General features: G+C 74.9%; 20 protein-coding genes. 4 read left to right on the top strand and 16 right to left on the bottom strand.

What is annotated here, in order from left to right; translation table 11 throughout:
* Nucleotides 1-4: 4 nt before the first annotated feature.
* The 8 genes from murD to mraZ form a co-directional block, all read right to left on the bottom strand.
* Entirely contained in the window at nt 5-1,453 is a 1,449-nt protein-coding gene (gene murD, locus ACZ4MO_RS15205) for a UDP-N-acetylmuramoyl-L-alanine--D-glutamate ligase (protein ID WP_175009537.1), read from the bottom strand.
* The gene (gene mraY, locus ACZ4MO_RS15200) at nt 1,453-2,535 is read right to left on the bottom strand and encodes a phospho-N-acetylmuramoyl-pentapeptide-transferase (RefSeq protein ID WP_021483305.1); all 1,083 of its coding nucleotides are present in this window, start codon (nt 2,533-2,535) and stop codon (nt 1,453-1,455) included. Before mraY ends, murD begins: the two co-directional genes overlap by 1 nt.
* Nucleotides 2,532-3,968 (bottom strand): UDP-N-acetylmuramoyl-tripeptide--D-alanyl-D-alanine ligase, encoded by a 1,437-nt coding sequence (locus ACZ4MO_RS15195; protein ID WP_175009538.1) that lies wholly within the window; start codon nt 3,966-3,968, stop codon nt 2,532-2,534. The genes mraY and ACZ4MO_RS15195 overlap by 4 nt, the downstream gene beginning before the upstream one ends.
* Nucleotides 3,965-5,620 carry a UDP-N-acetylmuramoyl-L-alanyl-D-glutamate--2,6-diaminopimelate ligase gene (locus ACZ4MO_RS15190; RefSeq protein ID WP_175009539.1) on the bottom strand — a complete coding sequence of 552 codons (1,656 nt, stop codon included), beginning with the start codon at nt 5,618-5,620 and terminating at the stop codon, nt 3,965-3,967. Before ACZ4MO_RS15190 ends, ACZ4MO_RS15195 begins: the two co-directional genes overlap by 4 nt.
* 115 nt (nt 5,621-5,735) lie before the next feature.
* Complete coding sequence (locus tag ACZ4MO_RS15185) at nt 5,736-7,454, bottom strand: peptidoglycan D,D-transpeptidase FtsI family protein (RefSeq protein ID WP_255437325.1); 1,719 nt, start codon at nt 7,452-7,454, stop codon at nt 5,736-5,738.
* A 338-nt stretch (nt 7,455-7,792) separates the two neighbouring features.
* Nucleotides 7,793-8,242 (bottom strand): cell division protein FtsL, encoded by a 450-nt coding sequence (gene ftsL, locus ACZ4MO_RS15180; RefSeq protein ID WP_175009541.1) that lies wholly within the window; start codon nt 8,240-8,242, stop codon nt 7,793-7,795.
* Complete coding sequence (gene rsmH, locus ACZ4MO_RS15175; RefSeq protein WP_175009542.1) at nt 8,239-9,300, bottom strand: 16S rRNA (cytosine(1402)-N(4))-methyltransferase RsmH; 1,062 nt, start codon at nt 9,298-9,300, stop codon at nt 8,239-8,241. Before rsmH ends, ftsL begins: the two co-directional genes overlap by 4 nt.
* 187 nt (nt 9,301-9,487) lie before the next feature.
* Nucleotides 9,488-9,922: a division/cell wall cluster transcriptional repressor MraZ gene (gene mraZ, locus ACZ4MO_RS15170; RefSeq protein WP_031316739.1), complete on the bottom strand. Its 435-nt coding sequence runs from the start codon at nt 9,920-9,922 to the stop codon at nt 9,488-9,490.
* A gap of 457 nt (nt 9,923-10,379) precedes the next feature.
* Here mraZ and ACZ4MO_RS15165 point away from each other — a divergent pair, with 457 nt between their 5' ends.
* The 3 genes from ACZ4MO_RS15165 to ACZ4MO_RS15155 all read left to right on the top strand — a co-directional run bounded on the left by ACZ4MO_RS15165 (nt 10,380) and on the right by ACZ4MO_RS15155 (nt 15,029).
* Nucleotides 10,380-11,387, top strand: coding sequence for an AAA family ATPase (locus ACZ4MO_RS15165; RefSeq protein ID WP_222592415.1), 1,008 nt, complete (start codon nt 10,380-10,382; stop codon nt 11,385-11,387).
* An 82-nt stretch (nt 11,388-11,469) separates the two neighbouring features.
* Nucleotides 11,470-12,729 (top strand): DUF58 domain-containing protein, encoded by a 1,260-nt coding sequence (locus ACZ4MO_RS15160; RefSeq protein WP_186810468.1) that lies wholly within the window; start codon nt 11,470-11,472, stop codon nt 12,727-12,729.
* On the top strand, nt 12,726-15,029 hold the full coding sequence (locus tag ACZ4MO_RS15155; RefSeq protein ID WP_175009545.1) for a transglutaminaseTgpA domain-containing protein: 2,304 nt from the start codon (nt 12,726-12,728) through the stop codon (nt 15,027-15,029). Before ACZ4MO_RS15160 ends, ACZ4MO_RS15155 begins: the two co-directional genes overlap by 4 nt.
* On the opposite strand, the gene ACZ4MO_RS15150 is transcribed toward ACZ4MO_RS15155, so the two are convergent.
* The 3 genes from ACZ4MO_RS15150 to ACZ4MO_RS15140 are packed head-to-tail and all read right to left on the bottom strand — an operon-like array spanning nt 14,977 to nt 17,149.
* Nucleotides 14,977-15,372, bottom strand: a complete 396-nt coding sequence (locus ACZ4MO_RS15150; protein WP_175009546.1) for an SCO2097 family morphological protein — start codon at nt 15,370-15,372, stop codon at nt 14,977-14,979. The genes ACZ4MO_RS15155 and ACZ4MO_RS15150 overlap by 53 nt on opposite strands.
* A gap of 37 nt (nt 15,373-15,409) precedes the next feature.
* A complete protein-coding gene (locus ACZ4MO_RS15145) occupies nt 15,410-16,666 on the bottom strand; it encodes a DNA polymerase IV (RefSeq protein WP_175009547.1) in 1,257 nt (418 codons plus the stop codon).
* 39 nt (nt 16,667-16,705) lie between these two features.
* A complete protein-coding gene (locus ACZ4MO_RS15140; RefSeq protein ID WP_175009548.1) occupies nt 16,706-17,149 on the bottom strand; it encodes an SAV_6107 family HEPN domain-containing protein in 444 nt (147 codons plus the stop codon).
* Between the two features lie 80 nt (nt 17,150-17,229).
* Between ACZ4MO_RS15140 and ACZ4MO_RS15135 the strand changes: the two genes are divergently transcribed.
* On the top strand, nt 17,230-18,312 hold the full coding sequence (locus ACZ4MO_RS15135; protein WP_175009549.1) for a fused MFS/spermidine synthase: 1,083 nt from the start codon (nt 17,230-17,232) through the stop codon (nt 18,310-18,312).
* Nucleotides 18,313-18,399: 87 nt separating this feature from the next.
* Here the strand turns inward: ACZ4MO_RS15135 and ACZ4MO_RS15130 are convergent, their stop codons facing one another.
* The 5 genes from ACZ4MO_RS15130 to ACZ4MO_RS15110 form a co-directional block, all read right to left on the bottom strand.
* Complete coding sequence (locus ACZ4MO_RS15130; RefSeq protein ID WP_034655075.1) at nt 18,400-18,603, bottom strand: cold-shock protein; 204 nt, start codon at nt 18,601-18,603, stop codon at nt 18,400-18,402.
* 302 nt (nt 18,604-18,905) lie between these two features.
* On the bottom strand, nt 18,906-19,832 hold the full coding sequence (locus tag ACZ4MO_RS15125) for a PAC2 family protein (RefSeq protein ID WP_175009550.1): 927 nt from the start codon (nt 19,830-19,832) through the stop codon (nt 18,906-18,908).
* Nucleotides 19,833-19,943: 111 nt separating this feature from the next.
* The gene (locus ACZ4MO_RS15120; protein ID WP_021482350.1) at nt 19,944-20,384 is read right to left on the bottom strand and encodes a response regulator; all 441 of its coding nucleotides are present in this window, start codon (nt 20,382-20,384) and stop codon (nt 19,944-19,946) included.
* Nucleotides 20,381-22,051 (bottom strand): ATP-binding protein, encoded by a 1,671-nt coding sequence (locus ACZ4MO_RS15115; RefSeq protein WP_175009551.1) that lies wholly within the window; start codon nt 22,049-22,051, stop codon nt 20,381-20,383. The genes ACZ4MO_RS15120 and ACZ4MO_RS15115 overlap by 4 nt, the downstream gene beginning before the upstream one ends.
* The gene (locus ACZ4MO_RS15110; RefSeq protein WP_342779603.1) at nt 22,048-23,376 is read right to left on the bottom strand and encodes a PP2C family protein-serine/threonine phosphatase; all 1,329 of its coding nucleotides are present in this window, start codon (nt 23,374-23,376) and stop codon (nt 22,048-22,050) included. Before ACZ4MO_RS15110 ends, ACZ4MO_RS15115 begins: the two co-directional genes overlap by 4 nt.
* Nucleotides 23,377-23,488: the final 112 nt, after the last annotated feature.

Raw genomic sequence — 23,488 nt, 5'->3', positions numbered from 1 at the left:
CGGCCTACCCGTGGTCGGGGCGCAGGGCGCGCGCCGCCTCGGCGAACGCCTCGCCGCGCGCGGCGTACGAGCGGAACTGGTCCATCGACGCGCCGGCGGGCGCGAGCAGCACCGTGTCGCCGGCCTGTGCGAGGCGGCGGGCGGAGTCGACGGCGCGGGGCATCACGGTCCCAGTGTCGCCAGGATCCACGCGCACGACGGGGATATCGGGCGCGTGTCGGGCGAGCGCACCGGCGAACGGCTCCGCGTCGAGGCCGATGAGCACGACGGCGCGCAGCCGGTCGGCGCGCGCGGCGACGAGCTCGTCGAACGACGCCCCCTTCGCGAGGCCCCCCGCGACCCACACGACCGTCCCCGGTGCGAACGCCGCGAGCGACGCGGACGCGGCGTGCGCGTTCGTCGCCTTGGAGTCGTCGACGTAGGCCACCCCGTCGACCGACGCGACCTGCTCGATGCGGTGCGACCCCGTGCGGAACGCGCGCAGCCCGTCTCTCACCGCGACGGCCGGGACGCCGTGCGCCCGCGCGAGGGCGGCCGCGGCGAGCGCGTTCGCCACGACGTGGGCGGGCACGACGCCGTCGGCGCCCGCGAGGTGCGACAGGTCGCCGAGCGTCGCGAGCTCGGCGGCGTGCGTGTGCCGGTCCGGCGCGTCCGCGGGCGCGTGGAACGCGCGGTCGACGAGCACGTCCTCGATGACGCCGAGCTGTCCGCGCGCCGGGGCGCCGAGCGTGAAGCCGACGGCACGCGCCCCCTCGACGACGTCCGCCTCGCGCACGAGCGCCTCGGTGCGGGGGTCCGCGACGTTGTAGACGCACGCGACCCGGGCGCCTTCGAAGACACGGCCCTTGTCGGCCGCGTAGGCGTCGATCCCGCCGTGCCAGTCGAGGTGGTCCGGGGCGACGTTGAGGACCGCCCCCGCCTCGGGGGACGTCGTGTGCGTGAAGTGGAGCTGGAAGCTCGAGAGCTCGACCGCGAGCACCTCGAGCGTCGGGTCGAGCACGGCCTCGACGACGGGCGTCCCCACGTTGCCGACCGCCGCCGTCCGCAGGCCCGCGGTGCGCAGGATCGTCTCGAGCATCTCGACGGTCGTCGTCTTGCCGTTCGTCCCGGTGACGGCGAGCCAGGGCGCGGGCCGCCCCGACGGCCCGGCGACGCGCAGGCGCCACGCGAGCTCGACCTCGCTCCACACGGGCACGCCCCGCTCCGCGGCGGCGACGAGCAGCGGGTGGCTCGGGCGCCAGCCCGGCGAGACGACGACGAGGTCCGTCGCCGTGAGGTCCACGTCCGCCGCGTCGTGCAGGTCGGCGTCGGCGGCCCCGTCGTCGAGCGTGACGACCGACGCCGCGCGCGGGCGGAGCGCCGCCGCGGCGGCGCGCCCGGACACCCCGAGGCCGGCGACGACGACGCGCGCACGCTCGAGCGGGACGGCGAGGTCGTGGGGGTCGCGTGCCACTAGCCGACCACCCACTCGGCGTAGAAGATCCCGATGCCCAGGGCCGCGAACAGTCCGGCGATGAGCCAGAAGCGGATGACGATCGTGACCTCGCCCCACCCCGACAGCTCGAAGTGGTGGTGCAGCGGCGCCATCTTGAACACGCGCCGCCCGGTCATCTTGAAGAACCCGATCTGGATGACGTCGGAGAGCACGATGATGACGAAGAGCCCGCCGATGATGAGCGCGAGGAACTCGGTGCGCGTGAGGATCGACAGGCCCGCGAGCGCGCCGCCGAGCGCGAGGGAGCCCGTGTCGCCCATGAAGATCTTCGCAGGGCTCGCGTTCCACCACAGGAACCCGAAGCACGCCCCCACGATCGCGGCGGCCACGATCGCGAGGTCCTGCGGGTCGCGCGTCTCGTAGCAGCTCGGCCCCGCCGACGCGAGGCGCTGGCAGGTCTGGTTGAGCTGCCAGATGCCCACGAGCACGTACGAGCCGAACACGATGAGCGAGACGCCCGTCGCGAGGCCGTCGAGACCGTCGGTGAGGTTGACCGCGTTCGACCACGCGGTGATGAGGAAGTTGGCCCAGAGCACGAACAGGATCAGCCCGACGGTGACCCCCGCGAACGCGAGGTCGAGGTTCGTGTCGCGCAGGAACGAGATGCGCGTGGACGCGGGCGTGCGGCCGTGCTCGTTCGGGAACTGCAGCGCCAGCACCGCGAACGCGATGCCGACCGCACCCTGGCCGATGATCTTCGCGCGGGCCGTGAGCCCGAGGCTGCGCTGCTTGCGGATCTTCGTGAAGTCGTCGAGGAAGCCGACGATCCCGAGACCCGTCATGAGGAAGAGGACGAGCAGCGCGGACACGCTCGGGAACCGCCCCGAGACGACGTACGACATCGCCCAGCCGAGCAGCGTCGCGCCGATGATGACGACCCCGCCCATGGTGGGCGTGCCGCGCTTGGTGAAGTGCGCCGTCGGGCCGTCCTGGCGGACGAACTGCCCGTAGTTGCGGTGCACGAGGAACCGGATGAACAGCGGCGTCCCGAAGAGCGCGACGAGCAGGGAGACGCCCGCCGCGACGATGATCGCGATCACGCGCGTTCACCCCCCGCCGCATCGGCGCCCGCGGCCGCCAGCTCGTCGCCGAGCCGCCACAGCCCGGACCCGTTCGAGGCCTTCACGAGCACGACGTCCCCCTCCTGCAGCTCGTCGCGCAGCAGCGCCGACGCCGTCTCCACGTCGGGGACGAAGCGCGTCTCGTCGCCCCACGACCCTTCCTGGGTCGCGCCGTCGTGGATCCCGCCGGCACCCTCACCGACCACGACGAGCAGCTTGACGTTCAATCGGACCACGAGCCGGCCGATGTCGTCGTGCGCGACGCGCGAGTCCTCGCCGAGCTCCAGCATCTCGCCGAGCACGGCCACGGACCGCCGGTCGCGCCCGGCCATGACGGCGAGCGCCTTGAGCGCGGCGCGCATCGAGTCGGGGTTGGCGTTGTAGGAGTCGTCGATCACCGTGATGCCGTCGGGCCGCTCGGTGACCTGCATCCGGTGCGGGCTCAGGGCGCGCGCGTCGGACAGCCGCGCGACGACGTCGGGCAGCGCGACGCCGAGGCGCAGCGCCGCCGTCGCGGCGGCGAGGGCGTTGGTCACGTGGTGCTCGCCGACGAGGCCGAGCGTCGCTCGCGCGCTCGTGGCGGCGTCGCCCGCCGCGCCGAGGCGCACGCGCAGCGTGAAGGACGCCCGGCCCGTGCGGTCGATGCCCAGGTCCTCCGCGCGCACGTCGGCGGCGGGGATCGTCCCGAACGTCACGACCTCTCCCGGCGCGACGTCGGCCATCGCGGCGACCCGCAGGTCGTCCGCGTTGAGCACCGCGACGCCGCCGGGCGCGAGGCCCGTGACGATCTCGGACTTGGCGCGCGCCACGGCCTCGATCCCGCCGAACTCGCCCAGGTGGGCGCTGCCCACGACGAGCACGACCGAGACGTCCGGGGGCGCGATGCGCGTGAGGTAGGTGAGGTGACCGACGCCGCTCGCGCCCATCTCCAGCACGAGGAAGCGCGTGGACTCGTCGGCCTCGAGGACCGTGAGCGGCAGGCCGATCTCGTTGTTGAACGAGCCGCGCGGCACCACGGTGGGGCCCTCGGGGCGCAGGAGCTGGCCGAGCAGGTCCTTCGTCGTGGTCTTGCCGACGGAGCCGGTGACGCCGACCACGCGCAGGTCGCCGCGCTCGCGCAGCGTCGCGAGCACGTGGCGGGCCAGCTCGCCCAGCGCGGCCTGGACGTCGTCCACGACGACGCACGGCACGTCGAGCTCGCGCGCGGCGAGGACGAGCGTCGCGCCCGCGGCGACCGCGCCGGCGGCGTAGTCGTGGCCGTCGACGTGCTCGCCCGGCAGCGCCACGAAGAGCGACCCCGGTGCGACCCTGCGCGAGTCGACGACCACGGGCCCCCCGACCCGTACCTCCGGGTCGGCGGACAGGCGTCCGCCGGTCGCTGCGGCCACCTGCGCCGCAGTGAGCTCGATCATGCGTGGTGCTCCTTCAGGTCGGGGGTGTCGTGAGGCGTCGGCGTCGCGGGGCGCTCCTCGAGCGCGGCCCGCGCCTCGACGCGGTCGTCCAGGGGGTGGTCGACGCCGGCGATCTCCTGCCACACCTCGTGGCCGCGACCGGCGACCAGCACCGTGTCGTCCGGGCCCGCGGCGAGGATCGCCTCGCGGATCGCCCGGGCGCGCGGTGCGACCTCGAGCACGACGACGTCGCGCGGCTCGGGCGCGGCGGCCGCCGCCTCGCGCGCGGCCTGGGCGCCCGGGAGCACCTCCGCGCGGATCGCGGCCGGGTCCTCGCCGTGCGGGTCGTCGTCGGTCACGACGACGACGTCGGCGCCCTCGACCGCGACGCCGCCCATCGTGGGGCGCTTGCCGCGGTCGCGGTCGCCGGTCGCGCCGAACACGACGACGAGCCGGCCGGGGGTCGTGGGGCGCAGCGCGTCGAGCGCGAGCGCGAGCGCGTCCGGGTTGTGCGCGAAGTCGACGACGACGCGTGGGCGGTGCGGCGGCTCGGAGACGACCTCCATGCGGCCCGGGACCGCAGGGGCGAGCCCGCCCGCCGCCGCGAGCGCCGTCTCGAGGTCGCGCGCGTCCGTGCCCGCCTCGAGCACGAGGGCGAGGGCGAGGGCCGCGTTGGCGACGTTGAAGTGACCGGGCAGGGACGTCGTCGTGCGCACGCTCCGGCCGTCGCGGTGGCGCAGCGTGAACGCCGAGCCACCCGCCTCCGACGGCTCGACGTCGTGCACGGTCCAGTCCGCCGCGAGCTGCTCGGCGCCCACGGCGGCCGGGCTCACGCGCAGCGTCGCGACCGGGACGCGCGCGGCGGAGACCATGCGCTCGCCCCACGCGTCGTCGACCACGACGACACCGCGGCGCGCGTGCTCGGGCGTGAAGAGCAGGGCCTTGGCCTCGAAGTACTCCTGGAGGTCGCCGTGGAAGTCCAGGTGGTCCTGGCTGAGGTTCGTGAACCCGACGACGTCGTACACGAGCCCGTCCACGCGGTGGAGCGCGAGCGCGTGCGACGAGACCTCCATCGCGAGCGTGCGGACGCCGTCCTCGCGCATCGCCGCGAGCAGCGCCTGGAGGTCGGCGGCCTCGGGCGTCGTGAGGCGGCTCGGCAGGACGCGGTCGCCCGAGCGCATCTCCACCGTCCCGATGAGGCCGCCCGTCCAGCCGAGCGCGCGCAGCGCGTGGTCGACGAGGTAGGTCGTCGTGGTCTTGCCGTTCGTGCCCGTCACACCGAACGTCGTGAGGTCCTGCGCGGGGGCGCCGTACACCCACGCCGCGACGGGACCGAGCAGCGCGCGGGGGTCCGGGGCGACGAGCACCGGCACGTCGAGGCCGGCGTCCGCGAGCAGGTCGGCGCCCTGCTCGTCCGTGAGGACGGCGCAGGCGCCGCGGCTCACCGCGGCGGGCGCGAACCGCGCACCGTGCGCCCGGGCGCCGGGCAGCGCGACGAAGAGGTCGCCCGCGTCGGCGGTGCGGTCGTCCGACGCCACCGACCACACCTCGACGGAGCCCGGTGCGGCGGGCGCGCCACCTGCGCGGACGTCGAGCCCGAACCGTGCCGCCAGGTCCGCCACCGACCGACGGGTGGTCGTGGCAGGGCGAAGACGGTCGATCGGGGATGTCACGTGTAGAACCTACCGTGCCGGGACGGGCGGCCCCGCAAGCCCGCGGGCCGCTGCGCCCGCCCGGGGGCGCGCTTCACGGGACCTTCACCGGCGACCGGGAGAGGGGCGGTGAGGTTCACCACGTCGTCGGGAGCGGCACATAGGGCTCGGTGCTCGGCTGGACGCCCTCGTGCTCGAGGGTGAAGCCCATGATCTCGCTGAACACCGGGGCCGCGACGACGCCGCCGAAGATGGACGAGTGCGGGTTCTTGAGGAACACCGACACGGTGTACCGGGGGTCGTCCGCGGGCGCGACACCGATGAACGACGCCATGATCCCGGACAGGCGCCCGTCCTCGCCGGCCGCCTCCGCGGTGCCGGTCTTGCCCGCGACGCGGTAGCCCGGCACCGACGCGCTCGAGCCGGTGCCCTCCTCCACGACGGACTCCATCATGTGCAGCACCGTGTCCGCGGTCTCCTGGGAGACGACGCGCTCCGGTGCCGGCCGCTCCGCGGGCACGAGCTCGCCGCGCTCGTCCGTCGTCCCGGCGACGATGCTCGGCGTCGTCCGGACCCCGCCGTTCGCGATCGTCGAGAAGACGCTCGTCGCCTGGATCGCGTTCACCGACACGCTCTGGCCGAAGAGCACGGCGTACTCGGTGCGGCCGTCCCACGAGTCCGCCGGGTGCAGGATGCCCGCCGACTCGCCCGGCAGCCCGAGACCCGACTTCTGGCCGAAGCCGAACTTCCGCAGGTAGTCGTAGCGGACCTGCTTGGGGATCTTCTCGCCGACCTGGACCGTGCCCGTGTTCGACGACTGCGCGAGGATGCCCGCGAGCGTGAGGCGCTCGACCGGGTGGTCGTGCGAGTCCTGGAAGGTCTGGCCGTTCGGCGTCGTGTAGCGGTCGGGCACCTCGAACCGCGACCCGGCGTCCGCGTGGCCGCCCTCGATGGCCGCGGCCATCGTGATGACCTTGCCCGTCGACCCGGGGTCGAACACGTTCGCGACGGCACGGCTCGGGCGCGCGACCGCGTCCGTCGAGCGGTCGTTCGGGTTCACCGTGCCCGAGTCCGCGAGCGCGAGCACCTCGCCCGTCCGGACGTCCTGCACGACGGCGATCGCGTACTCCGCGCCCGTCTCGCTCACGGCCCGGTCGATCGAGTCCTGCGCCTTCCACTGCACGTCGCGCACGGTCGTGAGCCGGACGTTCCGGCCCGGCACCGCGTCGACGACGTCGCACCGGCCGGTGGGGATGAGCTGTCCGCCGAGGCCTGCCTCGCACCGGCGCGAACCGGGCGTGCCGGCGAGCACGTCGTCGTACGACGCCTCGATCCCTCCCCCACCGGTCTGCTCGTCGTTGACGAAGCCCACGAGGTTGCCGGCGACAGTGCCCGCCGGGTAGGTGCGCTCGCTCGTCATGGTCGTGCTCACGTACGCGGACAGCCGCAGGTCGGCGATCTGGCGCTGCACCTCGGGCGTGACGTCCTTCTCGAGGATGAGGTACCGCGAGGTGCCGACGAGGTCGGCCGCCAGCTCGACCGCGGACCGGTCGAGGATCGGCGCGAGCAGCTTCGCGACGCCGACCGCGCCGCCCTCCTCGAGCGGCTCGCCGGAGACGAGGTCGCCGGAGCGGGGTTCGAAGCGTGCGATCGCCTGGAGGTCGGCCGCGACGGTGTACCGGTCCACCGACGTCGCGAGCACCACGCCGTCGGCGTCCGTGATGTCGCCGCGGTGCGCAAGCGTCGTCGAGCTGCGCGTGCGGTCGTTCTGGGCCTCGGCCGCGAGCGCGGGCCCGCGGAGCACCTGGACGTTCACGAGCTGCGCGACGAACACCGCCGTGATCACGCCCGCCACGACGATGAGCCAGCGCTGCCGCCGCTCGGGTCGACCTGGCTCGCGCGTGCCCCGGGCCGGACGGGTCGGCGGACCGCCTGCGCCGCGCGGCGCGCGCGACGCCGGGGCACGCCCCGACGTGCTGCGCGTCGTCGACGTACGACCCGACGTCGTGCGCGCCGAGGTGGTGCGCGCGGTGACGGGTCGGCCCGCCGACGCCGGACCGTCGGGTGCCCGCCGGGCACCGGACGCAGGACGGCCCCCCGAGGAGGCCCGGGAGGCCGTGGTGGCGGGACGGGGGCGCGGGGTGCCCGCGGCCGGTCGTGACCGGCCGGTGCGCCCGGCGCCCGTACCCTGCGTCACTCCCCCGCCCCCTCCTGCGCGACGCCGAGGACGGTGCCGTCGGACAGCCGGACCATCGCCGGGTCCTGCGCATCGACCATGCCGAGGCCGCGCGCGGTCTCGGGCAGCGCCGTCGTCCGCTCGGCGACCTGCAGCTGCAGGCTCTGCGTGTCCTGGGCCACGCGGCTCACCTCCCGGCGCAGCTCCGACATCTCGTAGGAGTTGCGCGCCATCGTCGTGTTCACCAGGAGAGCACACAGGAGCGCGGCACCGAGGATCGACATGCAGACCACGAGGAACGGGACCTTGGAGCGCGCCTGCAGCGGCGCCCGGACGAGCTCGAGGCGCGAGCGCAGCGCCCGCTCGGACGCGCCGCCCGGCAGGGCGGTCAGCGACGGGCGCGGTGCGGGCGCCGGCCGGGCCGGGCGCGGGAGCGGGCGGGCGGCGGTCGACCTCTGTGCGCTCATCGTGTCGTCTCCCCCGGGTCGTGCGGTCGGTCGGTCGGTCGGTGGCCGGGCGCCGGCGAGCGGCGGCCGGCGGACGGGCGGCGGTGCGGCGGTGTCGGGCGGGTGCGCTCGGCGGCTCGCAGGCGCACGGACGCGGACCGCGGGTTCGTCTCGCGCTCCCCGGCCGGCGCTTCCTCGGCCCCCCGGGTCAGCAGGCGCAGGTAGGGCTCGTCCTGCTCGGGTACGACCGGCAGCCCGGCGGGCGCGCTGATCGTCGCGCCGGCGGCGAGCACGCGCTTGACGATGCGGTCCTCGAGCGAGTGGTACGACTCGACGACGATCCGCCCGCCCACGGCGAGCACGTCGACCGCGGCGGGGACCGCGCGCTCGAGCACCTCGAGCTCGCCGTTCACCTCGATGCGCAGCGCCTGGAACGTGCGCTTGGCAGGGTTGCCGCCCGTCGTGCGGGTGGCCGCCGGGATCGACGCGCGGACCAGGTCGACGAGGTCCGCGCTGCGCTCCCACGGCTGCTCATCGCGCCGGCGCACCACGGCCCGCGCGATCCGCTGGGCGAACCGCTCCTCGCCGTAGTCGCGCAGGATCCGGGTGAGCGCGCGCTCGTCGTACGTGTTGAGGACGTCCGCGGCCGTGAGGCCGACGGTGGGGTCCATGCGCATGTCGAGCGGGGCGTCGTGGGCGTAGGAGAACCCGCGCTCCGTCTCGTCGATCTGGAGCGAGGAGACGCCGAGGTCCATGAGCACGCCCTGGACCGGTGCCCCGACCACGTCCGCCACGACGGCGTCGATCTCGTCGTACACGGCGTGCACGGCGCGGAAGCGGTCGCCGAAGCGCGCGAGGCGGCGCGACGCGCGGTCGATCGCCTCGGGGTCGCGGTCGATGCCGACCACGCGCGCCGTCGGCACCTGCTCCAGGACGGCCTCCGTGTGGCCACCCATGCCGAGCGTGCAGTCGACGAGCACGGAGCCCGGCTCGCCGAGCGCGGGCGCGAGCAGGTCGACGCAGCGCTGGAGGAGGACCGGGACGTGCCGCTCGGCGGCGTCGTCGGGGGTGCTCGTCACGTCCTCCTCCTCTCTCTGCTGGTCGTCGTGCCGGTCGCCGGCTGGTCGTCGTGCTCGGGTGCTGCTGGTCGTGCCGCGCTGGGGACCCGTACGGTCAGGTCTCCCTCCGCGTCCTTTCTGGCGCCGGGGAAGTGCGCCAGACCGGGCGGGAGGAGGCCTCACCGTGCGGAGCCGGGGGTGCTCGGCCCTAGAAGCGCAGGTCCGGGAACACCTCCTCCGCGGTGTCGGAGTACGCCGACTCCTGCTCCGCGAGGTACGTCTCCCACGCCTGCGCGTCCCAGATCTCGACGCGCGTACCGGCGCCGATCACGGCGACGTCGCGGTCGAGCCCCGCGTACGCCCGCAGGGGCGCGGGGATCGAGACACGTCCCTGCTTGTCCGGGATCTCGTCGCTCGCCCCCGAGAGGAAGACGCGCAGGTAGTCCCGGGCCTGCTTGCTCGTCACCGGCGCCTGCCGGATCTGGTCGTACATGCGCCGGAACTCGTCCATCGGCAGCAGGAACAGACAGCGCTCCTGCCCCCGCGTCATGACGAGACCCGGAGCGAGCCGTGACCGGAACTTCGCGGGGAGGATGAGCCTCCCCTTGTCGTCCAGACGCGGCGTGAAGGTGCCCAGGAGCAGGCCGGAGGAACCACCGAGCACGTCGTCCACGAAGCCGGACATGCACCAGGCACCTCCCCTCCTTCTCCCTTCTGCTCCACGGTACTCCACTTCCCTCCACCGCTCTCGGTGAAACTCGCGAGTTTCACCCGTCTTCGCAGGATCTCCGCAGGTCAGCAGGGGTGGAGAACGGTGGAGGGGAGCACTCCCCAGGGCGCGTCGCGGACGCCGCCCCGAGGCTCCGCCGTCGTGCGGCGGGCGGATCCCGGGCGCGCCGGACGTTCGCAGGCGGGCCGAGGGCGGGCGCGCTCGGCTGCCGTGGAGGGAGAGGGAGGGCCCGGGGCGGGACAGCCCGGCGCGACGGCCCCCGGGCACGGGTCGGCGGACCCTCCCCCGTCAACTAGGCTCTTCCCACCCGCGGTCTCGCCGGTCCGCGGCCCCTGCGCCACCGACGACGGAGGTCCCCGTGCTCCCCGACATCGCCCCTGTCGCGCCCTCCGACGAGCCCGGCGCAGGACACCTCGCCGGTCTCGACGAGCTGGTCGAGACGACCGGACGGATCCGCTCCGGCATCGAGTCCGTGGTCACCGGGCGGCCCGACCTCGTGACCGTCACCGTCGCCGTCCTCCTGGCGCAGGGGCACCTCCTCGTCGAGGACGTCCCCGGTGTCGGCAAGACCACGCTCGCCAAGGCCCTGGCTCGCACGATCGACTGCAAGGTCGGCCGCATCCAGTTCACGCCCGACCTCCTGCCGAGCGACCTCACCGGCGTCAACATCTACCGCGCGGCGAACCACGAGTTCGAGTTCCGCCCGGGCCCCGTCTTCTCCAACATCGTCATCGGCGACGAGATCAACCGCGCCTCCCCCAAGACCCAGTCGGCGCTCCTGGAGTGCATGGAGGAGGGCCAGACGACGGTCGACGGCACGACCCACATGCTCCCGAGCCCGTTCCTCGTCGTCGCGACCCAGAACCCGGTCGAGATGGAGGGCACCTACCCCCTCCCGGAGGCCCAGCGCGACCGCTTCATGGCACGCCTCACCGTGGGGTACCCGGACGTCGACGCCGAGCTGCGCATGCTCGACCGCCAGGAGACGGACAACCCGCTCGCGCACCTGCGGCCCGTGACCACCGGTGCGGACGTGCTGCGGTTCGCCCAGGTCGCGCGCTCGGTCCACGCGTCCACGGCCGTCAAGCGCTACGTCCTCGCGCTCGTCACCGCGACGCGCGAGCACCCGGGCCTGCGCCTCGGCGCCTCCCCCCGCACGACGCTCCAGCTCCTGCGCGCGGCGAAGTCGCTGGCCGCGATGGCAGGGCGCGACCACGTGCTCCCCGACGACGTGCAGTACCTCGCGGTGCCCGTGCTCGCGCACCGGCTCGTCGTCACCACCGAGGCACGACTCTCGGGCCAGGACGCCGAGGCCGTCGTCGCGTCCCTCGTGGCGCAGACGCCGATCCCCGCGCTGGACGCGACCGAGCGACGCTGACGTGCGCGGCCCGTCGTTCCTCGCGCGGCTCCGGCGCAGGACCCGGAGCCTCGCCAGCGCCCGCCCCACGCGACGGGGCACCGTGGTGCTCGGCGCGGGCGCGGCGCTCGTGGTGCTCGGCGTCACGCTCGGCCTGCCGGACCTCGTCGGGCTCGGTGCCGCCGGGATCCTCACCGTCGGCGCCGCGTGGTGCTGGATGGCGGTCCGACGCATCGACCGGGGACGCGGCGCGCTGCACGTGACGCGCCGCGTCCAGCCCAACCCGGCCGTGCGCGGCCAGTTCACGACCGCGCGCCTGGCCGTCGCGGCGGCGCGCACGACGTCGTCGACGGCGTCCACGCTCGCGCGCCTGCGGATCAGCGAGCAGGCCGCGCACGAGCTGTGCGACCAGGGCTCGCTGCGCGCGCAGGTCGCCACGGTCGGCGACCACATCGCCGTGCGGTACCGGCTGCGACCGCTGCGGCGCGGCCGGTGGCCGCTCGGTCCGCTCCTCACGACGCGGACCGACCTCTTCGGGCTCGTCAGCGCGACGCAGGAGCTCGGCGACCCGACCGCGGTGGCCGTCTGGCCGCGCACCGTCGAGCTGCCCGTGCGCGGGACGCGGGCGTTCGGCGAGCACGAGCGCTCGGCCTCCGGCGCGAGGCTCGCGTCGAGCGACGACTCGATCCTGCGCGACTACGTCACCGGTGACGACCCCCGCCGCGTGCACTGGGTCAGCGCCGCGCGCCGCGGCCAGCTCATGGTGCGCTCCGACGAGAGCGCGGGGCTGCCGCCCGTCACGGTGCTCCTCGACCGGGGCCTCCTGCCGCACCCCGAGCTCGCCGCGTCGAGCCCGCGTGCGCTGGCCGACGGCGAGTGGGCCGTCGAGTGCGCGGCGTCGATCGGGGTCTCGCTGCTCCAGGCGGGGCACCCCGTCCGCCTCGTCCCTACGTCGCTCGCCGCGGTGGTCTCCGGCACGGGCTTCCGGGTCAACCGGTCCGGCGAGGGCCCGGCCGACCTGCTCGACGCCACGGTCGACCTGCACGGGCACCAGGTCGTCGCGGACGCCGACCGCTCGGTCGTCACGACGTCCGAGGCGCTGCGCCGCGACCGTCGTCCCGGCGAGATCACCGTCGCCGTCCTCGGGCCGCTCGGCTCCGTCGCCCGGCACACCGTCGCCGCGATGGCCGGCGACGGCGTCCACCGCGCCCTCGTGGTGAGCACCCGGCCGTGGGCGCCCGAGCACGCCGACGCCGTCGAGACCGTCGCCGCGCTCCGCTCGACGGGGTGGCACGCTGCTCTCGTCGACCCGTCCGTGTCGATCGAGCACGCCTGGACCCTGCTCGTGGAGGGCTCACGATGACCGCACCCCGACGACCGGACACCTCGGCCTCCGCGGGCCTGCGCGTGCTCGCGACGAGCGCGCTCGTCGCCACCGCGGTCGTCGCGTCGGCGTACGCGCTGGGGAGCGTCGTCGGACCCGGGGGCTGGACGGGCACGGCGGTCCGCGTGGTCGCCGTGCTCGCCCTCGTCACCGGCCTCAGCCGGTGGGCGCTCGAACGGAGCCACGCGGCGCGCGGCGAGGTGCTCGCCCCGCCGGCGGCGCTCCTCCCCTCGCTCGCGGGGCTCGTCGTGGGGCTGTGGGCCCTGCTCGGGCTGTACGGCGGGCCGACGGACCGGTTCTCGCTCCTCATCGGCCTGTCCAACGTGGACCGCGTGCTGTCCCGCCTCGCCACCGCGCGCGACCTCACGCTCGCGGAGGTCGCCCCGATCGACCCCAGCCTGCCGATCGCCCTCCTGGCGGTCGGCGGCGCGGTCGTGGTGTTCGTCGTCGCCGACCTCATGGCCGGCGGGCTGCGGCTCGGCGCGGGCGTCGCACTGCCGCTCCTCGCCCTGTGGGTGCCCGGGCTCGTCATCGTCGGCGAGATCCCACCGCTCGCGTTCGTCGTGACGGTGGCCGCCCTCGTGCTCCTCCTCGCCGTGGACAACCCGCACCGCGCAGTGCGGCGCGGGGCGACCGCGCGGCGCCCGGAGGACCGCGCCGCCGGCGGCCTGCGCGCCGCGGGCGCGCTCGTCGTCGCCGTCGCCGTGGCGGTCACCGCGCTCGGGCTCGGGGCCGCGAGCGCCTCGCTCCCCGCGGTCGCGTCGGCGTCGTGGTCGCGCCTCTTCTCCTCGACCGGCCAGACCGTCCGGCTCTCCGACGACCTGGACATGCGGCGCGACCTCGCCGAGCGGTCCGGCGAGGTCGTCCTGCGCTACCGGACCGACGGCGAGAACGTCGGTCCCCTGCGCGTCTTCACGCTCACCGGGTTCGACGGCACGAACTGGCGACGCGGCGCCGACCGCGACGGCACGCCCGTGGACGGCGGCGACCAGCTCCTGTGGCCCGACGACCCGGGCGCCGTCGAGGACCCCACGTCGTTGCGCGTCACGCTCGAGTCGCTGCGCGACACCAAGCTGCCCGTCCCGACCGAGCCGCGCACCGTCGGGATCGACGGCGACTGGGCGTACGACGACGTGCGTGACGAGGTCCTGGGCGAGCAGCCGACGAGTGCGGGCACGTCCTACGAGCTCACGGTCTTCCCGCGGCCGCTCGACGCCGACGCGTTGCGCGGCGCCAGCGGCGCGGACCCGGACGACCCGAACTACCTCGACGTGCCCGCGACGGAGCACGAGCAGGACATCCGCGACCTCGCGACGACCGTCGTCGACGGCGCGACGACACGCTACGACCAGGCGCTCGCGCTGCAGACCTACTTCCGCGACATCTCGCAGTTCACGTACTCCACGGAGGTCCCGCCGGGCGACTCCGGCGACGCCGTCTGGGACTTCCTCCAGGACCGGACGGGCTATTGCGTCCAGTTCGCGACGTCGATGACGATGATGGCCCGCACGCTCGGCATCCCGGCGCGCCTGGGCGTCGGCTTCCTCCCCGGGGAGCGCGTCGACGACTCGAGCTGGCAGGTCACGGGGCGGGACTCCCACGCGTGGCCCGAGCTGTACTTCCCGGGCCAGGGCTGGGTGCGGTTCGAGCCGACGCCCGCACAGCAGACCGGCCCGACGCCGCGGTGGGCGACCCCGGTCGCCGTCACCCCCGGCGGTCCGGCCGACCCGGGGAACGTCCCGACGCCCGGCGCCACCACCGCCGCGCCGTCGGCGGCGCCGACGCCGGCACCCACCGACCCCGGGAGCGGCGGCACGACGGGTGGTTCGCGGGAGGACTCCACCTCGTGGCCGCTCGTCGGGGGTGTGGCGCTGCTCGTCGCGGCCGTGCTCGCCGCGGGACTCTGGTTCGTGCTGCGCCGACGCAGCGAGACGGAGACCCTGCGGGACGCGGAGGACGCGTGGGACGAGCTCGTGGCACGGCTCGGTGCGCTGGACGTGCGGTGGCCGTCGTCCACGACGCCGCGCCGCGTGCCCGTCGTCGTCGTCGCGACCCTGCAGGAGCGGCGTGGGGTCGACGCCGGGGACGAGGACGTCGCCGAGGCGCTCACGGCCCTCGCGTCGGCGCTCGAGTCGGAGCGCTACGCCCCGCGCCCGCGCGAGACGGTCGCCCCGGAGCGCCTCCAGGCGCTCGTCGACGTCGCCGTCGAGGGGATCGAGAGGTCGCTCAGCGACCGTCCTGCTCGCGCCGACGGTCCCAGCGCTCTTCGAGTCGGCTGAGGAACGGCTTCCGCGACGACCTGCTCGCCGTCGCCGGACGGACGGTGCCGTCGGGGTCGACGGTGCCGACCGGTCCCTTGCGGGACGCGCGGGGTGCCTGGAAGACCAGCACGACGCCGGCGAACATCAGGACGAAGCCGATGACGCCGAGCCAGGTCTGCGAGAGCGCGGCGCCCAGCACCAGCAGGAGCAGCCCTCCCACGACGCCGACACCGGCCAGGACGTAGCGCAGCGCAGAGCGACGTCGAGGGGCCTGGAGCGTGTTCGCCAACCGCGGATCGTCCGAGGTGAGCGCGCGCTCCATCTGCTCCAAGACCCGCTGCTCGTACTCAGACAGAGGCATGAGCACCCCGATTCTCCACGGTGGTCGTGTGACACCCTCAGGATAGATCGACATCCGCGGGGGTGGTAGTCGAGCGGGCCCGGGCAGGCCCCATCGCGATGGATCTCACCCCGAAACGGCCGCGGACCGCGTCGACGGCCTCCTCCGCGCGCCGTCGGACGGCGTTCGTCTCCACCACGGCCTCCTCGAGCGTGGGCTGGACGACGGCCTCCGCGCGCGGCTCGAGACCTTCCGCGCGCACCCCCACGAGCCGGACCGCGAGCCCGCGCAGGTCCACCCCCGCGACGAGCTCGCGCGCGACGAGGTAGATCTCGCGCGCGACGTCCGTCGGGGCGCCGAGCGTGCGGGCCCGCGTGACGGTCCGGAAGTCGCTCGTGCGGACCTTGACGCTCACCGTGCGGGCCACGAGGCCCTGGTGCCGGAGCCGGCCGGCGCACCGGTCGGCGAGCTCGAGCACGCGCGCCTGCACGGCGGTGAGGTCGCGCAGGTCGTGCTCGAAGGTCGTCTCCGCCCCGATGCTCCGCTCCGAGCGCTCGGGCTGGACGGGCCGCGGGTCACGACCCCATGCGAGGTCGTGCAGGTGGGCGCCCGAGACCTTGCCGACGGCCGTCTGCAGGGACGCCACGTCGGTGTCGGCGAGCTCGGCGACCGTCCGGATGCCCCACTGCGCGAGGACGGCCTCCGTGCGCTCCCCCACGCCCCACAGCGCCCCGACCGGCAGGGTGCGCAGGAACGGCACCGTCGCCGCAGCGGGCACGAGCAGCATGCCGTCGGGCTTGGCGTGCGTGGACGCGAGCTTCGCGACGAACTTCGTCGTCGCGATCCCGACCGAGCACGTGATCCCGTGGTCCGCCTGGACCCGCCGCCGCAGCGCGGCGGCGATCCGCGTGGGCGGACCGAGACGGCGCCGGGCACCGCTGACGTCGAGGAACGCCTCGTCGACGCTCACCTGCTCCACGAGCGCGGTGATCTCGCCGAGCGCGGCCATGACCGACCGCGAGACCTCGTGGTAGCGCGCGTGGTCCGGCGGCACGACGACGGCCTGCGGGCACAGCCGGCGCGCGGTGGTCATGGGCATCGCCGAGTGGACGCCGAGCGCGCGCGCCTCGTAGGTGGCGGCGAGGACGACGCCCCGCTCGGCGCCGCCGACGATCACCGGTCGACCCACCAGCTGGGGACGCCGCGCGAGCTCGACCGAGGCGAAGAACGCGTCCATGTCGACGTGGAGGATCGAGCAACCGCTCTCGTCGTCCCCCCAGTCCCGGCGGACGACCGCGCGCGGGCCCCGGCTCATCGCGTGCTCACCGAGCCCGCGGACCGGACGGCCGGGCCGTCACGACGCCACCGTCCGCAGCCCGGGCAGCCGCACGAAGCCGGCGTCCGGGTCGACGAGCATCGCGACCTCGTCGCGGAAGTCCTCGGCGCACGCCACGAGCTCGTCGGCGCGGCGGGGGTCGACCTCGTCGAACCGCCCCGCGTCCACGGCGGCACGCACGCGCGCGCCGCTCGCGAAGTACACGGACCACGCGGCGAGCGCGGGCTCGGCGTCCGCGAGCTGCTCCCAGACCGTGCGGGCGCGCCCACGGCGCGGGGGGCGCGCACGGAGCGCGACGACCGCGGCCGCGGCCCGCAGCGCACCGAGGTGGGCGTGGACGAACCGCTCCCCCGCGTCCTGCGCGAGCGCCGCGGCGACGAGCTCCGCGTCGGCGCGGGCGAGCAGCCGCCGCACCTCGGCGGGAACCACGACCTGCGCCCTCGCGCCTGCTTCGTTCGACATCGCGCACCTCCTGCTCCACTATCGAACACCTGTTCGATCCTGTCAACGTGCCGGGTGCCCGCGGCCCGTACGGTGAGCACATGGCTCGCCGCACCTCCCGACGTCCTCCAGCGTCCTCCGCACCACCCACACCGCCCCGGCGACGAGGATCCGCACGCGGCGGTCCCGCGGCGTCCGACCTCCCGGACGAGCCGGTCGCGACCACGACGGGCACCGCCCGCGTCGAGCGCGACCCCGACCGCCCGTCCGCGGTCACCCTCTACGTCAACGGCGTCCCGAGCTCGTACCTCGACCTGGACGACCCGGGGATGCTCGCGTTCGAGTACATGCAGCAGATGGCCGCCGTCGTCGACGCGCTGCACCCCGGACCCGTACGGGCGCTGCACCTCGGGGCCGCGGGGTGCAGCCTGCCGCGCTGGGTGGAGCACACCCGCCCCGGCTCGACGCAGCTCGGGGTCGACCTCGACGCGCGCCTCCTCGAGCTCGTCCGCGCCTGGTTCGACCTGCCGCGCTCCCCGCGGCTGCGGCTGCGGCCCGACGACGCCCGGCACGCGGTCGAGGGGCTCTCCGACGCGTCGTTCGACGTCGCGGTCCGGGACGTCTTCCACGGCGACCGCACGCCCGACCACCTCGTGACCCGCGGCATGGCCGACGAGGTACGGCGCGTCCTGCGGCCGGGGGGCGTCTACCTGGTCAACTGCGCGGACCGGCCGCCGCTCGCCGCGGTGCGGCGCGAGCTCGCGACGCTCGTCGCCGCCTTCGGCGAGGACGCCTGGGACGACGGCCGCGTCGCGGCGATCGCCGAGCCGGCGCAGCTCAAGGGGCGCCGGTACGGCAACGTCGTCCTCGCTGCGGTCGCGCCGGGCGGCGGCGCACCCGGCCTCGCCGGCCCGGGGCTCGCACGCGCGGTGCGGTCGCTCGCCGTACCGGCGCGCGTCCTCGTGGGCGGCGAGCTGCGGACCTTCGTCGGCCCCGCGACGCCGCTCGTCGACCCCGCACCCGAGCGCCCTTCCCCCGAGGCTCCCGCGCCTGCGCGGTCGACACCCGACGCGCAGGCCGGCGAGCAGGCCGACCACCAGGCCGGTCGACGGGCCGATGAACGGGCCGCCGAACGGGCCGACGAACGGGCCGACGAACGGGCACGGCCGACGAGCGAGGGCTGACATGCCAGGAGCCGCGCCCCCGGGCGGGGACGCGGCTCCTGCGCTGCTGCTACGACCGGGCGACCCGACCGCAGGACGTCGTGGACGTCAGAGCGGGCGGACCTTCTCCGCCTGCGGGCCCTTCGGCCCCTGGGTGATCTCGAACTCGACCCGCTGCGCCTCGTCGAGCGTGCGGTACCCGTTCGACTCGATCGCCGAGTAGTGCACGAAGACGTCGGCACCGCCGCCGTCCTGCGCGATGAAGCCGTAGCCCTTCTCGGCGTTGAACCACTTCACAGAACCCTGCGCCATGCTGTTCCTCTGACCTTCTGTCCATCCGGGGACATCAGCAGGCGGACCCTTCGTCCACCCCCGTGCGCCGCAATGCCATGTCCCACGTCCTTCGCCGGCGCCCGGCCGTGTGCGGCCGGCAGGACCGACGCCGGACCACCCCGCCGGGCGGACCCACGTACCGGCCCTGCACCGGGTCGTGCGCAAGTACGTCACTGCAACGGGTCACAGTGTGGCATGGACCACGTCAGGTCCGCCACGGAGAACAGACCCTCTCGTGCCGATTTTTCGGCACATACTCCCCGACGGGAGCGAGCGCGCCGTCACTCCCCCGACTGCTGCGCGAGGAAGCGCTCGAACTCGGCTCCGAGCTCCTCGGCCGTGGGGATCGGTGCCGACTCGGCGAGCAGGCTCGTGCGCCCGACCGAACGGGCGAACGCGTCGTACTGCTCCTCGAGGGCCCGGACCACCGCCGCGACCTCCTCGGAGTCGCGCACCTGACGCTCGACCTCGGTCTTCGCGTCCTGGACCGCCTCCGCGAGGCCGCTCGTGGCGAGGTCGAGTCCCGTCACGCGCTGGACGTGCTCGAGCGCGACGACCGCCGCCGGCGGGTACGACGACTGGGCGAGGTAGTGGGGCACGTGCACGGTGTAGCCGACGGCGTCGTGGCCGGCGCGGCCGAGCCGCAGCTCGAGGAGCGCCGCGAGGCTCGCCGGGACCTTGACCGTCCCGAACCACGACGTGTGCTCACCGAGCAGCTCGGGGCGCGTCGCGTGCGCCGTCACGGAGAGCGGCCGCGTGTGCGGGATGCCCATCGGGATGCCGTGGAAGCCCACGACGAGCGAGACGCCCAGGCGCTCGACGACGTCGCGCACCGCGGCGACCACGCGCTCCCACTGGACGTCGGGCTCGGCGCCGTGCAGGAGCAGGAAGCCCGTGCCCTCGGCGTCGCGCACGTGGTCGACGACGAGGTACGGCTCGTCGTAGTCGGACCAGCGGTCCGTGCTGAAGGTCATCGTGGCCCGCTTCGAGCGGTAGTCGATGAGCTGGTCGGCGTCGAACGTCACCAGGCGGGTGACCTCACCGATCTCCAGCAGGTGGTCGACGGCCACCTCTCCCGCGCTGCCCGCGTCGACGAACCCCGCCACCGCGTGCAGCAGCACCGGCCCGGAGCCCGCCTCGGGCGGCGTGGGCCACAGGCGCGCCACGGCCTGCTCGTCGAGCTCGTAGATCCCGCGAGGGTCCAGCATGCATCCTCCTCGTCACGTCCTTCGCCCGTGCGCCGCCGGTGGCGCGCTGCGGGCCTGACGAGGTAACGCGACCCGGGCCGGGGATCATTCCCGGCCGGTCGGTGCCGGCGGTCAGCGACCGGGGAGCCGCACCACGGAGACGAAGAAGTCGTCGATCTGCCGCACCACGTCGATGAACCGGTCGAAGTCGACCGGCTTGGTGACGTAGGCGTTGGCGTGCAGCGAGTAGCTGCGCACCACGTCCTCCTCGGCCTCCGACGTCGTGAGCACCACGACGGGGATCTTGCGCAGCGCGTCGTCGGCCTTGAGCTCGGCCAGGACCTCCCGCCCGTCCATCCGGGGCAGGTTGAGGTCGAGGAGGATGAGGTCCGGCGTCGGCGCGCCCGCGTGCTCGCCCTCCTTGCGCAGGAACTGCAGCGCGCTCACGCCGTCGGACACCACCGAGAGGCGGTTGGTGACCTTGTGGTCCTCGAACGCCTCGCGCGTCATGAGCACGTCGCCCGGGTCGTCCTCCACCAGGAGGACGTCGATCGGCTTGCTGCCGTGGCTCATGCGGTGCTCTCCTCGTCGTCGGGGCGCGCGGGGGCCGGAGCGTCCGGACCGGCGCCGCCGGGGTCGGAGCGAGCGTAGCCGACCTGCGCCTGCACGTAGGCGTGGGCGAGCGTGAAGCGGATGGTCGTCCCGCCCTCGCGCGGCTCGATCCAGATGCGCCCGCCGTGGTACTCGACGATGCGCTTGCACAGCGCGAGGCCGATGCCCGTGCCCTCGTAGACGTCCTTGGCGTGCAGCCGCTGGAAGATGACGAACACGCGGTCGGCGTACTGCGGGTCGATGCCGATCCCGTTGTCCTCGACCGACAGCTCCCAGTGGGTGTCGCGCGCGAGCACGCCCACGTGCACGACGGGCGGCCGGTCGGGGTGACGGAACTTCAGCGCGTTGCCGACCAGGTTCGCGAGCAGCTGGTGCAGGAGCGCCTGCTCCCCCACGACGACGGGGAGGGGGTCGTGCGTGACGCGCGCCCCGGACTCCGCGATCTTCTCGGAGAAGTCCTCGAGCACGCCCCGGAGCTCGTGCTCGAGGTCGACGTCGACCCGCTCGGTGCCCGTCCGGCCGACGCGGGAGAACCCGAGCAGGTCCTGGATGAGGCGCTGCATGCGCTTCGCGCCGTCGACCGCGAAGTCGATGTACTGGTCGGCGCGGTCGTCGAGCTCGCCCCCGTAGCGCTTCTTGAGGAGCTGCGTGAAGCTCGCGACCTTGCGCAACGGCTCCTGGAGGTCGTGCGAGGCGACGTACGCGAACTGCTCCAGGTCCCGGTTCGAGCGCTCCAGCTCGCGCGCCTGCTCGGCGAGGAGCTCGTGCGAGCGCGCCGCGTCCTCGTGCGACGCCTTGATCTCCGCGACCTGGTTCACGAGCTCGACGCGCATGTGCTCGACGTCCTGCGCGAGGTCCGCGATCTCGGCGGGCCCGGACGTGACGACCGGCTCGTCGAGGCTCCCGGAGCTCACGAGCCGCACGCGGTGCGCGAGCTCCGCCATCGGCTCGGTCACCCAGCGCTTGAGGCAGACCCACAGGATGATGCCCACCGCGAGCGCCGAGCCGACGAGGACGAGCACGCTCCCGAACAGGGCGCGGCTCCACCGGTCGAGCGCGTCGAGACGCTCGACGCGCTCGGCGCGGAGCGCGTCGTCGTAGCGCGCGGTGTCCGCGCGCGCCGCCCCGAAGAGCTCGCTCCCGCGCGCCTGGTCGACGGCGCGGACCCGCCCCGGGCCGTCCTGCTCGGTCGTCGCGATCGCCCGCTCGGCGTACTCGGAGACCCAGGCGCGCACGGAGGACTCGGCCTGCGCCCGTGCGGCGGCGAGCTCGTCGTCGAGGTCGAGGCGGTCGACCGGCCCGGCGTCCGGGACGACGCCGGCGGCGTCGACCTCCACGGCGCGCGTGTAGGCCTCGAGCGCCGTGTCGTCGCCCGTGGCGACGTACGCGCGCACGGCGACCTCGGCGTCGAGCAGGCCCACGTACGCGCCGTCCGCCTGCGTGACGGCGTCGAAGAAGGGCCCCGTCACGTCCGTCTGGATCGTCAGGACGCGCGAGAGGGCGATCGCGGACGTCGCGAGGACACCCAGGAGGATCACGCCGGCGACGACGAGCGCCCAGCCGAGCCGCCGCCGCAGCGTCGGGGCACGACGCTCGCCCGCGCGCCTGCGGTCTCCTGCCGCGCTCACCGGGACCACTCGTCGGAGTCCGCGAGGGTCGCCGACCGCTCGCCCGGGGAGGTGCCGTCGCCGCCCCACCCGAGGACGAGGAGGGCCGCGTCGTCGGCGAGCGGGCCGCCGTGGAGGTCGCGCACGCGACGGAAGACCCGCTCGACGACGCCCTCGACGCCCTGCTCCAGGGCGCTGTCCACGGCGCGGCGCAGGCCGTCGACGCCGACGCGCTCGGGGCGGGTGCGCGCGTCGCCCGTCCCGGCGCCCGCGACGGTCGCCTCGACGAGGCCGTCGGTGTAGAGCATGAGCGCCCAGCGCTCGCCGAGCTCGACCGGCTGCGACGTCCACCCGCCCGCGACCGGGATCCCCAGGGCGCGGCCGCGGGCGGTCGGCGTGATCTCCGACGCCGTGTCGCGCAGGAGCAGCGGCGCGAGGTGTCCCGCCAGGTACACCTCCGCGCTGCGACGGTCCGCGGAGACGACGACCTGGCACAGCGTGACGAACACCTCCGACCGCGCGCGCTCGGGCACGAGCACGCGCTCGAGCAGCGGCAGGATCGCCTCCGGCTGGGTGTCGCTGAGGACGATGGTGCGCCATGCCGTGCGCAGCGTCGCACCGAGCGCGGCCTCGTCCGGGCCGTGCCCTGCGACGTCCCCGATGACGCACAGGACGGTCCCGTCCGGGCGTTCGACCGCGTCGAAGAAGTCGCCGCCGAGCAGGCCGTTGCCGCCGGGCACGTAGCCCACCATGATGTCGAGCCGGTCGTCCTGCACGAGCGGGGTCGGCAGGAGCGCGCGCTCGAGGCGCGCCGTCTCGGCTGCGCGGACCTCGCTGCGGTACAGCGCGCGCTGCTGCTCGACGGACATGCGCCGCTGGATCGCGTAGCGCACCGACCGCCCGAGCAGGTCGCCGTCGACCTCGCCCTTGACGAGGTAGTCGTCGGCGCCCGCGGCGACCGCCTGCACCCCGAGGTCGATGCCCGAGTGGCCGGTCAGGACGACGAGCGCCGGCGGCCGCGACCCGGCACGCACGCGCTCGACGGCGGACAGGCCCACCGAGTCGGGCAGGCCCAGGTCCAGCAGGACGCAGTCGACGTCGTGGGACACGACCATCTCGAGGGCGGCGTCCAGGGTCGTCGCACGATGCAGCTCGACCTTGAGGTCGCCGTCCGCCAGCAGCTCCTCGACGAGGACCGCGTCGCCGTCGTCGTCCTCCACGAGCAGGATCCGGAGCTCGTCGGTCGGGGCGAGCACGGCGCGCCCGGAGAGCGCCTGGTCCGGTCCGGCGGCGTCGTCGCCCCGTGCGGAGGGTCGGCCCGGGGCTCGATGCTCGCTCCCGGTCACGACGCCCGCTCCCCTCTGGTCGCCATGGGCCACGATCCTAGCCGCAGGCGCGCGTCCGGCCCGGTCGGTGCACCGGGACGCGCCGGGCGGCGGCCCCCGGGAGGGCGGTCGT

This window comes from Sphaerisporangium cinnabarinum (assembly GCF_055567015.1).
Note: the sequence above shows the minus strand (reverse complement) of the source record. Positions and strands in the feature narration are given on the sequence as shown.

Excerpts from the sequence above, each read along its gene's own strand:
- ACZ4MO_RS15195 (WP_175009538.1), bottom strand. The coding sequence starts at position 3,968 with ATGATCGAGCTCACTGCGGCGCAGGTGGCCGCAGCGACCGGCGGACGC.
- ftsL (WP_175009541.1), bottom strand. The coding sequence starts at position 8,242 with ATGAGCGCACAGAGGTCGACCGCCGCCCGCCCGCTCCCGCGCCCGGCC.
- ACZ4MO_RS15155 (WP_175009545.1), top strand. The coding sequence starts at position 12,726 with ATGACCGCACCCCGACGACCGGACACCTCGGCCTCCGCGGGCCTGCGC.
- ACZ4MO_RS15150 (WP_175009546.1), bottom strand. The coding sequence starts at position 15,372 with ATGCCTCTGTCTGAGTACGAGCAGCGGGTCTTGGAGCAGATGGAGCGC.
- ACZ4MO_RS15145 (WP_175009547.1), bottom strand. The coding sequence starts at position 16,666 with ATGAGCCGGGGCCCGCGCGCGGTCGTCCGCCGGGACTGGGGGGACGAC.
- ACZ4MO_RS15140 (WP_175009548.1), bottom strand. The coding sequence starts at position 17,149 with ATGTCGAACGAAGCAGGCGCGAGGGCGCAGGTCGTGGTTCCCGCCGAG.
- ACZ4MO_RS15135 (WP_175009549.1), top strand. The coding sequence starts at position 17,230 with ATGGCTCGCCGCACCTCCCGACGTCCTCCAGCGTCCTCCGCACCACCC.
- ACZ4MO_RS15130 (WP_034655075.1), bottom strand. The coding sequence starts at position 18,603 with ATGGCGCAGGGTTCTGTGAAGTGGTTCAACGCCGAGAAGGGCTACGGC.
- ACZ4MO_RS15125 (WP_175009550.1), bottom strand. The coding sequence starts at position 19,832 with ATGCTGGACCCTCGCGGGATCTACGAGCTCGACGAGCAGGCCGTGGCG.
- ACZ4MO_RS15120 (WP_021482350.1), bottom strand. The coding sequence starts at position 20,384 with ATGAGCCACGGCAGCAAGCCGATCGACGTCCTCCTGGTGGAGGACGAC.